Genomic DNA, 14,571 nt, shown 5'->3' on the forward strand with positions numbered 1-14,571 from the left:
CTGGTATTGTGCCGCATACTGTTTGGTGGCTTAGGTTTCCGCCCCGGCATGTTCGGTATGGCACGTCGTCGCATGCACGAACGCTGGATGCAGATGACCCCAGAACAGCGCGAAGAGTTTATGCAACACCGCCGTGAACGTTCGCACCGTGGACGCCGCGATCGCTGTGACTGGCATGGCCGTCGCGATGATGCGCGCTCACCCTCCGACGAGGCTCCCGCTAAATCGCCAGACGCAGAGTAAACGCCATGGCGCAGGATTCTCTGCTGATGTCCGCGTTGAACGCCTGTCGGGTAAAATTGAGCGCATTTATTCGCGGCCGCACCTCGATCCGTGAAGATGCCGACGATATCCTGCAGGAAGTGACCTACAAGCTCATGCAGGTTGAGCAACCGGTGGAAAATGTCGCGGCCTGGTTATTCCGTGCCGCACGCAATGAGATGACCGACCGGGCGCGAAAGAAGCGTGAACTGCCGCTAGCCGATCTGATGAACGGCGATGAGGAGGCGGATTTTCCTGAAGATGAGCTGGCTGAAACGCTCTTTGGCGTGCCGGAAACGCCGGAAGATGAGTATCTCAAAGCACTGCTATGGGAAGAACTGGAGGAAGCCTTAGCGGAACTGCCACTCGCTCAGCGCGAAGTGTTCGAAAAAACGGAGTTGTTGGGTTACAGCTACAACGAGCTGTCTGAAGAGAGCGGCATCAGCGTCCAGGCGCTGTTATCACGCAAACATAAAGCGGTGCTTTCTCTGCGTACGCGATTGCGCAGTCTTTATGATGAGCTTACCGCTGAGTAATGAAAACATGGCGTTTTACTGACTGAATCGTAAAAAGAATGGCTGCTACTTACCCTAAATAGCAGCCTATATTTCCAGTTACCACCAGACCGCTTCTTCCCTTGGTTGCACAATGTTCACGGCTTGCCCGATGACCGGTAAAGACAATTTAATTTTTTGCTCACGCGCCAGCGCCGATATTTGTATCAGGGGATCATTCCAGTGATGGAAAGCAAGATCGAAGGCCGCGTTATGAATGGGCATTAACCATTTTCCCTTTAGATCCTGAAACGCCCGGATGGTATCCCCTGGCATCATGTGAATATCCGCCCATCGACTGTCATAAGCCCCATTCTCAAGGCAGGCAACATCAAATGGACCGTATTTATTACCGATTTCTTTAAAGCCCGGAAAATAGCCGGAGTCACCGCCAAAAAATAAACGAAACTCATCGGTGATGATGCTCCATGAACACCACAAACGTTTATTGCCGTCAAACAAACCACGTCCGGAAAAGTGCTGCGACGGTGTGGCGACAAAATGCACCTCGCCCACCTCCGTAGATTGCCACCAATCCAGTTGGGTGATCTTCTCCTCAGCCACTCCCCACTTCGCCAGCAAATCGCCGACGCCCAGCGGAGCGAGGAAATAGCGCACACGATCTTTCAACTGCATGATCGTCTGGTAATCCAGATGATCATAATGGTCATGGGATAAAATAATGCCCTCAATAGGCGGTAAATCGCTCAGCTCGATGGGTGCAGCCTGAAAACGCTTTGGCCCGAGCCACTGAAAAGGAGACGCTCGCAGGTTAAATACCGGGTCAGTAAGCCAATACTTGCCTTTCAATTTGAGCAACAGCGATGAATGCCCCAGTCGAAACACACTGTTGTCGGCTGCCATGGCGAGCGCCTCGGACGTGATGGGCTGCACAGGTAATTGCTGCTGAGGTACCGTTTCTTTTGGCTTGTTGAACGCCAAATCCCAGAACATCTTCATATATTCGGTGAATTTCAATGGCTGCCGGGGAGCAGCATTGGTGAAACGCTTGCCATCGAACTGTGCGGATTGCGAATAACCCTTGATGGCACTGCGGGAGATGCCTGAACAATTCAACATTGATCTTTTCCTGGCCGGATGCGATGGCTCACAATACCGTGTTTTAGTGAACCCTATATGGCATAACGGGCGGTCTGGTCATGAAATTCAACCTTCAGATGACTTTTCATTTCCTGAGCGCTAAAGTCACTCTTTTGTTTGATTTTTCGAGGGAAAATGAAACCTTTATTTGTATACGGCACCTTGCAACCAGGTCATTCAAATGCGCATATTCTGGACAGTATCGGTGGAGAGTGGCTGCCCGGAACGGTCAACGGCATCTTCTATGAACGCGGTTGGGGCGCGGCAGCGGATTTTCCCGGCATTGTGCTGGACAACAATGCGGGCCCTGTCAAAGGCTCACTCTTCTTCTCAGAGCATCTGACCGCGCACTGGACAATGCTGGATGAGTTCGAGGAGGGTTATGATCGTGTTGATGTTGAAGTCACCACCCTCGAAGGAGAGAAAATCACAGCGTGGATTTATCAGTTACAGCCGCCACAGGCCTAATCTGCCCTGCTCTTTTCCAGCCTAAGCAAGCGCAACGCCCACGATACCTTGCGAGATGAGAATACATCTGGCTACTGCGGCACAGCTATTCTCTACGGAATCGGTTGCAGCACGCTCGCACTTAATAAGCCAGGCTAGAATGAATGCGAACCGCATCAAGGAGCATTCAGATGAGCAAACTCTGCACCGCCTGCAGTACTTCTTATGAAGATGATCCAGGCATCTCACATTGCAAAATTTGCGAAGACGAGCGGCAGTTTGTGCCTGTCAAAGGGCAGCAATGGCTGGCATTCTCGGCTCTGCGTGCCACACATCAAAATAAATGGCAGCAGCATCTAAAGGGATTATTCAGCCTGCAAACTGTCCCAAGTTTCGCCATCAACCAACGTGCTTTTTTACTGCAAAGCGCGCAGGGGAATATTCTCTGGGACTGCATTGCGAATCTGGATGACGCCACGGAATCATTAATACACGCACTCGGCGGTATTGATGCCATTGCCATTTCTCATCCCCATTACTACAGCACCATGCAAGACTGGGCTGCGGCATTTGATGCGCCCATCTATTTGCATGAGGATGATCAGGAATGGATTATGCGCCAGAGCCCGCATATTCATCTCTGGCAAGGTGACGAATTGGATTTAATGCCCGATGTCACGTTATTACGCCTGGGTGGGCATTTTAAAGGAGGCTGTGTACTGCACTGGTCGCAACATGATGGCGTGCTGTTGAGTGGTGATGTTGTGCAAGTGACACCCGGTGCAAATTCCGTGTCATTTATGTGGAGCTATCCCAACATGTTGCCGCTTTCTGCTGCTACGGTGAATACGCTCATTCACCGACTGGATAAGGTCACCTTCTCGCAGATTTATGGCGCTTTTGCCGGTCGGGAAATGACACAGCAGGCACAATCCATTGTCAGACAGGCAGCTGAACGTTATATCCGCTGCCTGCAATAATTAACCTGCCAGCCCGGTATTCACCCGTTTACCTGGTTCTTACAGATGGGAATAACGGGCCATCATCAATAGTTTTGATTGCATCAAGACCCGTAAATTGAACACGCAACGGGGCTTAGCCCGTAGACAAACTTAAGGACTCGTTTCACTGAGGCTGGGGGGCGTGTGCGTTTCGCACAAAAAGATCTACAGGAATTAATGGTGGTGCAGGAAGCTGAAGCGCGGGAACAGGCAATCAACGATCTGCATGCCTTTATTAAACTCGCGCTTTGAATAATAGAAATTTTTCGATTCAGGACGTTGTCACTGAACTGTCCGATTTGGCGACAAAATAGTTATCGTGTTTTTCAATCGTGACGCCGCGTTCACGCCAGTATGCTGCCATATTGAAAAACGCATCACTGGTTAAATTGAAGCCAATAATAACTGAAGGGTGTTTACCGCTACTCAGAAACGAGTTTAACTGCTCCATATCCAACGCTTTAACAGACTCCATCATCTTCTCCCGATCTATAACAAGATAATCTGCTTCAACAGATTATCTTGTAAGTCTCTTGATGCACAATGCAGTTATATTAATATTACAATCTGCAAAAAATCTGATGAAGGATTGCGGCCACCCGCTTTAAAACCCGCAGATTCTCTGATTAATGAGATCGATCTCAGCTCTGAAGAGTGCAATTTACCCTTAAAGCGAAACGTAAAACTGTGGGGTTTCTTGATGATTGCTTGCTGGATATATCAACAACGCACAACGTCACTCACCGATATTAATTATTATTTGCTATACATCGGTGCTTTTTAGACCGGACGAAATTTCGACGAACGAACCATTCATGGATGTACAGACGTCCAGACGTATATTATAGTCCGTCTCCTACGTTACTCAGGGACTCGTACTATGAACAAATTACTCGTTACCACCCTTCTCGCCGCTGCAGTTTCACTGCTGAGCGCCTGCGACAACAACAAAGACAATGCCATCAAAGTCGCCATTAACACCGGTCCTGACGAAGCGCTCTGGCAGACCGTTAAACAGGTCGCTCATGATAAATATCATCTGGATGTCGATGTGGTGGCATTTAACGATTATGTTCAACCGAACGAAGCCCTGTTCAATAAAGATGTCGATGCCAACGCCTTCCAGAGCCTGCCTTATCTGGAAATGCAGTCGAAAGAGCGTGGCTATAAGTTCGCCGTGGTCACCAACACGTTTGTGTTCCCGATTGCCGGCTATTCCCGCAAGATCAAAGCGCTCGATGCACTGCCAGATGGCGCGACCATCACCATCTCTAACGAAGCAACCACTCTCGGTCGCAGCCTGTTGCTGTTGCAAGCTCAGGGACTGATCAAAGTGAAACCCGAAGCGGGCTTGCTGCCAACCACGCTGGATATCACGGATAATCCGAAGAAACTTAAAATCGTTGAAGTGGATACCCCGCAACTGGCCCGCACTCTCGACGATCCGCAGGTGTATATCTCCATCATCAATAACAACTTTGCCGCGCTGGTTAACCTCTCCGCGTCGAAGGATGGCATGTTTATGGAAGGCAAAGCGTCGCCGTATGTGAATGCGATTGTGGCGCGCGAAGATAACAAAGACAGCGCAAATGTGCAGAAGCTGAAAGAGGCTTTCCAGTCGCAAGAAGTACTGGATAAAGCAAACGAGATTTACAAAGGCGACATTATCAAGGGTTGGTAATAGCCGCTAAAAAAGCCGCACAACAGGTGTGTTGCGCGGCTTTTTATTATTTAAAATCCACTGCCATCAATTCAGCGATGGTTGAATCCTGTGTCGAGGTCACGCAGCGGTGCAGGTAATCAGTAAATTTCGAGGAGGGCGGCATGCCTAACTCCAGCAACTTCTCATTGCAGAACACCACGTTGAGTTTGGAGAAATGGCCGTAAAGATTCATGGCGCGCAACACAATCCGCTCATTGCACGGCCCAAATAACGACGCGAAGTTTTTCTTACTTTCGGCCAGTTCGCGATAATTCACTTTCTGATAACTCTCGCCCACGGGCACATTGCCTGAGGCTTTCGCCATCGCTTTATCAATCTCCGCGAAGGTGACACTGCTGTTGAGGCCCGCCGAAATGTGAATAATGCTTTTATCGACGTTTTCAGCGGTCAACAACAGCTCCAGCGCATCTGCACAATAATCCACAGGCACCACATCAATACGATCGTCCAGCTCACACATAAACTTACCCAATGTCAGTGCCATGCGGAACACCCAGAAAATACTCGGCGATGGCGTGCAGCCATGATCGGAATGGCCCACAACAATAGAGGGACGCGCAATAACCAGCGGCAGTTCGGGTAACATCTCGCTCATCATTTTTTCCACCGTGGCTTTACTCCATGTGTACTCAACTATGTGCTGATCGCGCAGCGTATTCAGTTTGCTCTCGGTCACCAGGGTGTTAGCTTCCGGCGCACAAGACATTGCCGTTCCGACATGAATAAAGCGCTTAAGTCCGCTGACCTGATTCATACGACTCGCGAAGGTGAAAGTTCCTTCAACGTTAACTTTCCAGATGTAAGGATTCGCCCCAAACGAAGCCACAGCCGCACAGTTGAGCACATGTGTAACGCTATCCAGACGCGGGTCGGCAGTAAACCGCTCTGGTTCCGCGAGATCGCCGATAAGAATGTTATCTGTGGTCAGTGTATCCAACAGATTTTGTGCCACGCCAAATTTAGCCAGATTGGATTGCAACCGACTCAGTCCTTCGGCGGGTGAATCACCGCGCACCAGCAGTAACAGTCGATTATTCTCGCTTTTCTTCAATAAGTTAACCGTTACCGCTCCGCCTAAAAATCCGGTTGCGCCAGTAATTAAAATCGTATTCATAGTATTCAGCTATCAGTTGGTTTCTGGACGAAAACGGTCCATTGAGCGTGGCTTCGAATGTATGCCAGCGAAGATAAATGGCGAATAAATGCGATCTGCACAAGGTGAGGGAAAAAGCGGTCCAGTTAGCTTTCGTTTATCTCTGATAACCATCCGTCATTTTATTTCTCACCGTTCGTCTATTCTGAGATTAAAAAACCGCCGCGATATAAAAATGTCGTAAAAATTTCGCTGCCAGGCGTAAAAATGCAGGTCACAAAACCACCACCCGCTATTAACCGTTCGGGTAAACAGGTATGTTCGCCGTCATAGACACAGCCATCGCCGTTCCACGCTGATAAGAAACAGGAAATATATGAATCAGACCGAGAAACAGTCTCTGCCTGCTGGCATGTTGGCCGCCGCAGGGATCGTGTTTGGTGATATCGGTACCAGCCCGCTTTACACCCTGAAAGAGTGCCTGTCGATCTTACCGGATGGATCAATCTCAACCACTGCCGTGATGGGTTTTCTGTCACTGATTTTCTGGGCGTTAACCCTGATCGTTACCCTGAAATATGTCTGCTTTGTCATGCGTGCCGACCATGATGGTGAAGGCGGTATTTTAACGCTGATGTCACTGGCGCGTCGTAACGTCGGTCCGAAGATTGGTCACATCATTATTCTGGCCGGTTTGACGGGTGGCGCCTTCTTTTACGGTGATGGCATCATCACGCCGGCGATTTCGGTGCTCTCCGCCATTGAAGGGATTGAAGTGGTATCACCCCAACTCGACAAATACGTGGTCCCACTGGCGGTACTCATACTCACGCTGTTGTTCTTCATCCAGAAACACGGTACGGAAAAAGTCAGTAAAGTATTTGGGCCGGTGATGTTTGTTTGGTTCGTCTCGATTGGTTTACTGGGTATTCGCGGGATTACGCTCAACCCCACGGTCTTGCAGGCGCTGAATCCCAGCTACGCGCTGACCTTTTTGCTGACTCATGAAGCGCTCGCCTTTGCCGCGATGGGTATGGTGGTACTGGCCGTTACCGGTGCCGAGGCGCTGTATGCGGATATGGGACATCTCGGCAAAGCGCCGATCCGCCTGGCGTGGCTAGTAATTGCCATGCCTGCCCTGGTGCTCAATTACTTTGGCCAGGGTGCACTGGTGATTGCGGATGCGAAGATGATCAATAACCCGTTCTTCAACCTCGCGCCGGGCTGGGGACAGATACCCTTGATTGTGCTGTCAACGCTCGCCACGGTAATCGCAGCCCAGTCGGTCATTACCGGGGTTTACACCTTAACGCATCAGGCGATACGTCAGGGGTTTCTGCCACCCATGCGCATTGTGTTCACCTCGCATACTGAATCTGGCCAAATCTACATTCCCGTGGTGAACTGGCTGCTGTTTGTTGCGGTAACGGTGATTGTGCTGGCGTTCCGTCAGTCCTCGGCCCTCTCCTCCGCTTACGGTATCGTGGTGACCGGCACTATGGTGATCACCGCCTGTCTGGCCGGCGTGGTGGCGCTGCGTAACTGGAAATGGCCACTGCCGCTGGCGGTGATTTTCCTGCTATGTATGCTGAGCATTGACGTGCCGCTGTTTGCGGCGAACCTGATGAAACTGCTGTCAGGCGGTTGGGTTCCGGTACTGATGGCGCTGACCATGATGGGGTTGATGCTGATCTGGAGCACCGAGCGTAATCGGTTAATCAAAAAATTGAACAACGATCCGGAAAGCCTGCAGGCGCTGGTGAAATCACTGGAAACTAATCCGCCCAGTCGTGTACCGGGTACTGCCATCTTCCTGGCGCGTAAAGAGTTTGAGATTCCACAGGCGCTGCTGCATAACCTCAAGCATAACCGGGTGCTGCATAAGCGCGTGGTGTTGCTGAACATCCGCACGACAGATACGCCACGCGTGCACAATCAGAAGCGCATCACCATCACCCAACTTTCGCCGTCCTTTTGGCAGGTAACCGCGGCATACGGCTGGCGAGAAGTCCCTTCAATGGCGGAGGTTTTACACCTGTGCGGACTGGAAGGTTTTGGCTGCACGCTGAATGAAGCGTCTTTCTTTACCTCACACGACACCCTGGTGATGAAAAAACGCCGCGGACTGGCAAGAATAAAAGGCGGCATCTTTCACTTCTGCCAACGCAATGCGTTGCGTGCGCATGAGCAATTTAATATTCCACCCAATCGTGTTATCGAGTTAGGCGGCCAGCGCGAGTTTTAACAAAATGGGGCGTTTATTACGCCCCATTTGATTTATTGTGCCGCGATAAATGTAACCAGATGAAAGAATATTCCCGAAAGTTTAACGGAGTTGTGGCTGAACTTTTCTTAACAACTAATTAGCAATTAAAGCTAAAACGCATAACCTCAAAAGGTGTTTATTAAGCCTACCGGCACTCATTACCTGCCGTGCGCAACTGTCGGAATGTATAAAATCACCATCAACAATAAAATGCATAGCTTCGAAATCGGTTCAGCAGTTATTTTGAGGAGTAAGACCATGAAAGAACTTATTAATGACGTTATCTCTATTTTCACACCGCAAAATGTTAAACCCGTTTTAGTCCGTGCGGATTTGACCCATCGTGAATTATCATCAATTCATCCTGTGGGCTTTACTTCCGTGAGCTGGGCGACTTCGATGGAAGAACTGACTGATGCGATTGTGAAAAAAACGCTCGCTGCAGGGGCCGTGGGTTATCACATCACTGACGTTGAATCCCATGAGCCGGGCCACGATGGTCAGCATGTAATGGCGGCTACCGCAACCCTGTACCATATCAATAGCAAAGTGGCGTACGGCTAATGTTAACCCCCCCTTCGCTGTTGCATTTAAGCCTGCCACTCTTGTGACAGGCTTTTATCTGCAAAGTATTCGGCGAGAAAATCAATAAACACTTTCATGCGCGGCGATTCCGATGTCCGTTGCGTATACACCGCCCAGATATTCGCCTGCTGATACCACTGCGGTAAAACATGGACCAATTCGCCCGTGCTGAGATAGGGCGTTACATCCCATGCCGAGCGGAGCGCAATCCCGTGTGACTTCAACGCCCAGTTTAAAATGACCTTGCCACTGTTTGACGAATAATGGCTATTAAGGCGGCACAATACCTGTTGCTGACCGTCAGTCAGCGCCCAATTGCCGAATGAATTGTTCTTTTCATTGATGATAAGGCAGCTGTGGTCAATTAATTCATCCAGCGAATTGACCGCCCCAGCGCGCGCTAAATATTCAGGGGATGCGCAAAGAATACGCCGATTAACGGCCAGTTTACGCGCGATGTAAGAGTGATTCAGATTATCGCCAACCTGTATATCCACATCGGTGCCGGATTGCATCAAATCAATCTCACGATCGCTTAAAATGAGTTTGATATTTAAAGATGGATGCTGAGAAATAAAGGCTGAAATGGCATCAGATAAATACGCCTGACCAAATCCCAGCGAACAGCCAACGGTCAACTCACCGGTTAATTCGCCGCGCCACTGCTGAAAATTATTCAGAAACGCATCCATTTCCTGTACCACTTGCAGCGCCCCCTCCAGCGCTTTCTCACCTTCTGGCGTCAGGCGCATCACCCGATTGGTGCGGAAGAAAAGCCGGGTGTCGAGCTGTTTCTCAAGAATGGCGATACGTTTGCTGATATACGATGGAGACTGGCCCAGCTCCACGGCAGCGCGACCAAAACCACCATGACGCGCCACGCTGATAAACACATAGAGGTCTTCGACAGAGGGCCAGCCCTGTAGCGGTTTCTGAACGTTTTTCCCGGCAAGCAAGAGCTTCATACTATTACGCAGTTAGCCAACATCGAGCGGTTATAACACAGAATCGAGAAAGCCCTGAAGCTGTGCTAAAAATACCGCCGGGACTTCTTCCTGTGGGGAATGCCCACAAGGCAGTGCCTTGCCCTGCACATTAATGGCCTTCTCCTGCCAGGTTTCAACCACATCGTATAGCTGACCGACCGTGCCCTTTTCCCCCCACAGCAATTGAAGCGGACAAACGATGCGTTTGTCGCTGTCCTCTGCATCGTGCTCTAAATCCACCGTGGCGGCCGCGCGGTAATCTTCGCAGACGGCGTGGATCATCTCGGGCTGCTGATAGCAGCGCAAATAATCATTGAATACCGCTTCTGAAGTCGCCCCCGCTGTCTTGAGCTGACCGTCAATATGTTTTCGCAGGAAGAAGGCCGGATCGTGGCCGATCATCGTCTCCGGCAGTGGGTAAGGCTGGATCAGAAAGAACCACCAAAAATAGCGCGTAGCAAAAGCCTTATCGGTCTGCGCATACATGGTTGCAGTCGGGGCGATATCGACGAAAGTGCCGCAAGCCACTTTCTCCGGATGGTCAAGCGCCAGACGATGTCCGACCCGGGCACCGCGATCGTGTCCGACAAACGCGACACGCGAAAGACCCAGTGCGTCAATCAACTGGCTGATATCTTCAGCCATGGCGCGTTTTGAATAGGCCAGATGGCGTTCGTCGCTGGCGGGTTTGTCGCTATCGCCGTAGCCGCGCAAATCAGGCAGGATCACCTGGTATTTTTGCGCCAGCTGCGGAGCGATTTTACGCCACGCCAGATGATTTTGTGGATGCCCGTGCAGCATCAGCAACGGCGGTCCTTCGCCCCCGATTGCCACGCGTAGTGTGATACCGTTGTCCAGCGTGACCGCTTTCAAGGCAAATCCGTCGATAAACGGCGATGCGCCGCAATCCTTGATATCACTCATGCTGTTGGTCCTTTAACCCGCTGCAGCCAGGGGCGCTGAGCAAAGTGCCGATGTTCAAACTGCGTAATGTCAGTCTCGTATTGGAGCGTCCAGTCTACCGCGCTGCCGCCACCCATTAACATCTCACGTTTGAGCGCGCCGACCTCAAAATGCAACACCTGCTGATTGAAGGTGAGGGTCTTATCTTCCAGAGAAACCGTAATCTGGTTGTGTTCTGCATCAGCGGTAGCAGCGCTGAGCTGCTGATACGCCTCCTCACTTAGCGTTAGCGTCAATACGCCGTTGCGCTGGCAGTTATCGTCAAAGATGCCGGCAAAACTGGTGCCGATGATGGCGCGAATGCCCAGCTGATTGAGTCCCCACACCGCATGTTCGCGACTGGAACCACAGCCAAAGTTGGGTCCTACCAGCAAGAATGCCGCGTTCTTTCCGGCAGGCTGGTTGAGGATAAACGCGGGATTCGCACTGCCGTCGGGCAAAAATCGCAGGTCAAAGAACACGCCCCGATCCAAACCCTGGCGATCGATGCCTTTCAGAAACTGCTTTGGCATGATCACATCCGTATCAATGTTGGCCGCCGGTAAATGGGCAATGCGTCCGGTGATGCTGTGAAAAGCGTCCATATTAAACCTCTGCTGTCGTGAAGTTGCGTACATCGACCAGATGACCGGCCACCGCAGCGGCGGCGACCATCGCCGGGCTCATTAAATGGGTTCGTGCTCCTGCACCCTGGCGGCCCGCAAAATTGCGGTTGGTTCCTGAAGCACAGCGATCGCCGGGTTCCAGGACATCTTCATTCATTGCCAGACACATTGAGCACCCCGACTGCCGCCACTCAAAACCTGCATTGATAAAAATGTCGGCTAAGCCTTCAGCCTCTGCTTGCTGACGCACCTGCGTAGAGCCTGGCACGATGATCCCGCGCACGTGTCGGGCGATTTTGCGCTCGCCAATCACCGCTGCTGCAGCGCGCAAATCTTCGATTCTGCCGTTGGTACAGGAGCCAATAAACGCATGGGTGATGGCGATGTCAGACAGGCGCATACCGGGTTCCAGCCCCATATATTTCAGTGCGGCTTGTATTGCCTGCTGTTTAATCAAATCGGGTTCGTATTGCGGATCAGGTACACAGCCGCCAATAGCACAGGTCTGATCCGGGCTGATGCCCCAGGTCACTTTAGGTTCGAGGTCGCTGCAATCCAGCGCAATTGAACGGTCAAAATTAGCCCCTGCGTCACTCCGTAATGTGAGCCATTCAGCCTTAGCCTGCTCCCACAATGCACCCGTTGGCATTTGCGGTTTGCCCTGGATGTAGGCGAATACCTTCTCATCTGGCGCAATAATCGCTCCGCGTGCACCGGCCTCGACAGCCATATTGCACAGCGTCATGCGCCCTTCCATACTCAGCGCGTCAATCGCCGGGCCGTCAAACTCGATGGCATAACCGGTTGCCCCTGAGGCGCCAATATCTTCAATCAACGCCAGAATGATGTCTTTAGCCGAACAGCCATAAGGCAGCTCTCCCGTTACCGTGACGCGCATGGTTTTCAGCGTGCGATAAATCAGGGTTTGCGTGGCGAGAAGATGTTCAATTTCTGATGTTCCGATGCCGAAACCCAACGCGCCAAATGCGCCATAGGTAGTGGTGTGGCTGTCACCGGCGGCGATCACCATACCGGGCATGACCAGGCCTTGCTCATGCGCAACCACATGCTCGATGCCCTGGCGCGGGTCCATGACATCAAACAATTCGATGCCAAAGTGGGCGGCATTTTGACGGAAGTAATCCACCTGCAGCTGCCCGCCTGCATCGGTCATGGCATCGTCACGCTCAGGACGCGTGGGATTAACATGATCGACATTAAGTAAGATGGTCGCCGGATGGCGTACCGGGCGATGATGTTCACGCAGTCCGCTAAAGGCCTGCGGGCTGGTGTATTCGTTGAGTATTGATCGATCAATATAGAGCAACACATGCCCTTCATCGTCTAACTGACGTACCACATGCTGATCGATCAGTTTTTCATACAGTGTTTTGTTAGCCATGCGATTGCCCACATAAAAGTATCAACAAGTCATCAGAGACTCTAGGGTAATACAGTTGTGGTTCAGACAATGAACACAGTACGTGAAGTGATAGTTTATGAAGTGTGTTTTATGGGCGACCTTAACGCCGCCCGCAAAGGGATGACCTACTGCAGACGCTCGAAGCGATAAGGTTTGGGATCGATAATCGGTGTATGCCCGGTCACCAAATCTGCAGCTAACTGCCCGGCTGCGGGTGATGTCCCGAAACCATGTCCTGAAAAACCCGTCGCCAAAGTTAGCCCGGGCATCGAGGCGACAGGACCAATCACCGGATTCGAATCCGGGGTAACATCTATCACGCCAGCCCATGACTCCGCCATCTCCGCCTGCTGGAACACCGGCCACGCCGCGCGCAGGTTGCGCATCGCTTCCTGGTTCAGTGCCGGATTGGCAAGAGGATCCAGCGTGCGAACCTGCTCAAAGGGTGAACGCCGATCGTTGCGCCAGCGACGTGCCAGTGCAAGATCCTTCACAAAGTATTTGCCCAGCGAAATCCGCAGGTTGTCACGCGCCTGCCGTAGCTGAGGCATATAACGTGTGCCGATCAATAGATGATCAAGCGTTATTGGCGCATCCAGCGCACCGCGTTGAGTGATAATAAAGCCACCGTCCTGGTGTTTTCGGAATGAGAAGTCAGGAGCGCCCACCGCTATATTGGCCGGTCCTTCCAGCGGTTTAGTGCGCATCACCGAACAAATCAGCGGCAGCGTCGGCAGATTAATACCGTGATTGCCAAGGAAACGACGCGACCAGGCACCTGCCGCCAGCAACACCTGGTCACATCGAATCTCACCGCGCTCGGTGATTACGCCACTCACCTTACCATTGCTGGTGGCTAAGCCGCGGACGGCACAGTTTTCAAGGATAACGGCGCCTCTGGCGATGGCAGCATTCGCGATTGCGCTGGCCGCCAGCGTGGGTTCGGCTCGCCCGTCGGAAGCAGTGTAAATCCCTCCTGCCCATTTCTCCACGCCGCCAGGCACCTGAGCCGCAATCTGCGCGTGGCTCAGTAAGCGCGTATCCAATCCCGCAGTGCTAACCCCGCTTAACCATTTTTCATGCAGTGACATCTGCTGCTCGTTGCGTGCCACAAACATAATGCCAGCCTGACGATATCCCACGTCACTGCCAACCCGCGCGGCCATCCCCGCCCACAAGCGGTCAGCGGCCTGCGCCAGCGGAATATCCTCCAGCGCACGGCTGGTTTTACGGATCCAGCCGAGATTGCGGGAAGACTGCTCGCCCGCAATCCGCCCTTTTTCCAATACCACCACCGGAATATTGCGCTCCGCCAGCGTCAGTGCGGCGGTCAATCCAACAATCCCGCCGCCAATAACGACCACCGTGGTGGTATCCGGCAGCGTTGGCGAAGGCGTAACCGGAGAAATAACAGGTGCCATATCGCGTCTCCTGCCCTTACAGGGCCACGGTGATTTCCTGAACCTGAGCGTTACCGGCCCCGCGATAGGCCGTAACTTCCAGTTCAACTTTATAAACGGTCGATCCCAGCGGCGGGCAGGTCACTGTTGAGGCGGGATTAAC

The 14,571-nt window shown here is 51.9% G+C and carries 14 protein-coding genes and 2 pseudogenes; 7 read left to right on the forward strand and 9 right to left on the reverse strand.

The window, feature by feature from the left end; translation table 11 throughout:
- Both H7A81_RS19045 and H7A81_RS19050 read left to right on the forward strand, forming a co-directional pair.
- Window positions 1-243, forward strand: a pseudogene (locus H7A81_RS19045) (hypothetical protein); the annotation flags it as partial.
- Between the two features lie 5 nt (window positions 244-248).
- Window positions 249-797: an RNA polymerase sigma factor gene (locus H7A81_RS19050; protein WP_182058403.1), complete on the forward strand. Its 549-nt coding sequence runs from the start codon at window positions 249-251 to the stop codon at window positions 795-797.
- Between the two features lie 78 nt (window positions 798-875).
- Here the strand turns inward: H7A81_RS19050 and H7A81_RS19055 are convergent, their stop codons facing one another.
- Window positions 876-1,895, reverse strand: coding sequence for an MBL fold metallo-hydrolase (locus H7A81_RS19055; protein WP_182058404.1), 1,020 nt, complete (start codon window positions 1,893-1,895; stop codon window positions 876-878).
- 156 nt (window positions 1,896-2,051) lie between these two features.
- On the opposite strand from H7A81_RS19055, the gene H7A81_RS19060 reads away from it, so the two are divergent.
- A complete protein-coding gene (locus tag H7A81_RS19060) occupies window positions 2,052-2,384 on the forward strand; it encodes a gamma-glutamylcyclotransferase family protein (RefSeq protein WP_166934682.1) in 333 nt (110 codons plus the stop codon).
- 170 nt (window positions 2,385-2,554) lie between these two features.
- Entirely contained in the window at window positions 2,555-3,343 is a 789-nt protein-coding gene (locus tag H7A81_RS19065) for an MBL fold metallo-hydrolase (RefSeq protein ID WP_182058405.1), read from the forward strand.
- A 292-nt stretch (window positions 3,344-3,635) separates the two neighbouring features.
- On the opposite strand, the gene H7A81_RS19070 is transcribed toward H7A81_RS19065, so the two are convergent.
- The gene (locus tag H7A81_RS19070) at window positions 3,636-3,839 is read right to left on the reverse strand and encodes a hypothetical protein (RefSeq protein ID WP_034823970.1); all 204 of its coding nucleotides are present in this window, start codon (window positions 3,837-3,839) and stop codon (window positions 3,636-3,638) included.
- Window positions 3,840-4,244: 405 nt separating this feature from the next.
- Between H7A81_RS19070 and H7A81_RS19075 the strand changes: the two genes are divergently transcribed.
- Entirely contained in the window at window positions 4,245-5,045 is an 801-nt protein-coding gene (locus H7A81_RS19075; protein ID WP_160833866.1) for a MetQ/NlpA family ABC transporter substrate-binding protein, read from the forward strand.
- Between the two features lie 46 nt (window positions 5,046-5,091).
- Here H7A81_RS19075 and H7A81_RS19080 read toward each other — a convergent pair whose 3' ends face one another.
- Window positions 5,092-6,201, reverse strand: a complete 1,110-nt coding sequence (locus tag H7A81_RS19080; protein ID WP_182058406.1) for an SDR family oxidoreductase — start codon at window positions 6,199-6,201, stop codon at window positions 5,092-5,094.
- Between the two features lie 355 nt (window positions 6,202-6,556).
- On the opposite strand from H7A81_RS19080, the gene kup reads away from it, so the two are divergent.
- Entirely contained in the window at window positions 6,557-8,425 is a 1,869-nt protein-coding gene (gene kup, locus H7A81_RS19085; RefSeq protein ID WP_182058407.1) for a low affinity potassium transporter Kup, read from the forward strand.
- Window positions 8,426-8,704: 279 nt separating this feature from the next.
- The gene (locus H7A81_RS19090; protein WP_045815559.1) at window positions 8,705-9,010 is read left to right on the forward strand and encodes a DUF1471 domain-containing protein; all 306 of its coding nucleotides are present in this window, start codon (window positions 8,705-8,707) and stop codon (window positions 9,008-9,010) included.
- A 26-nt stretch (window positions 9,011-9,036) separates the two neighbouring features.
- On the opposite strand, the gene H7A81_RS19095 is transcribed toward H7A81_RS19090, so the two are convergent.
- The 6 genes and pseudogenes from H7A81_RS19095 to H7A81_RS27755 all read right to left on the reverse strand — a co-directional run.
- Window positions 9,037-9,996, reverse strand: a complete 960-nt coding sequence (locus tag H7A81_RS19095; RefSeq protein ID WP_182058408.1) for a LysR substrate-binding domain-containing protein — start codon at window positions 9,994-9,996, stop codon at window positions 9,037-9,039.
- A 30-nt stretch (window positions 9,997-10,026) separates the two neighbouring features.
- Entirely contained in the window at window positions 10,027-10,941 is a 915-nt protein-coding gene (locus H7A81_RS19100) for an alpha/beta fold hydrolase (RefSeq protein ID WP_182058409.1), read from the reverse strand.
- A complete protein-coding gene (gene leuD, locus H7A81_RS19105) occupies window positions 10,938-11,564 on the reverse strand; it encodes a 3-isopropylmalate dehydratase small subunit (protein ID WP_182058410.1) in 627 nt (208 codons plus the stop codon). Before leuD ends, H7A81_RS19100 begins: the two co-directional genes overlap by 4 nt.
- A gap of 1 nt (window position 11,565) precedes the next feature.
- Window positions 11,566-12,987 carry a 3-isopropylmalate dehydratase large subunit gene (gene leuC / locus H7A81_RS19110; protein WP_182058411.1) on the reverse strand — a complete coding sequence of 474 codons (1,422 nt, stop codon included), beginning with the start codon at window positions 12,985-12,987 and terminating at the stop codon, window positions 11,566-11,568.
- Between the two features lie 146 nt (window positions 12,988-13,133).
- Window positions 13,134-14,429, reverse strand: coding sequence for an FAD-binding oxidoreductase (locus tag H7A81_RS19115; protein WP_182058412.1), 1,296 nt, complete (start codon window positions 14,427-14,429; stop codon window positions 13,134-13,136).
- Window positions 14,430-14,445: 16 nt separating this feature from the next.
- Window positions 14,446-14,571: pseudogene (locus H7A81_RS27755) on the reverse strand (RidA family protein); the annotation flags it as partial.

The organism is Pantoea sp. ME81, assembly GCF_903970985.1.
In the GTDB taxonomy this organism is placed as follows: Bacteria; Pseudomonadota; Gammaproteobacteria; order Enterobacterales; family Enterobacteriaceae; genus Pantoea; species Pantoea communis.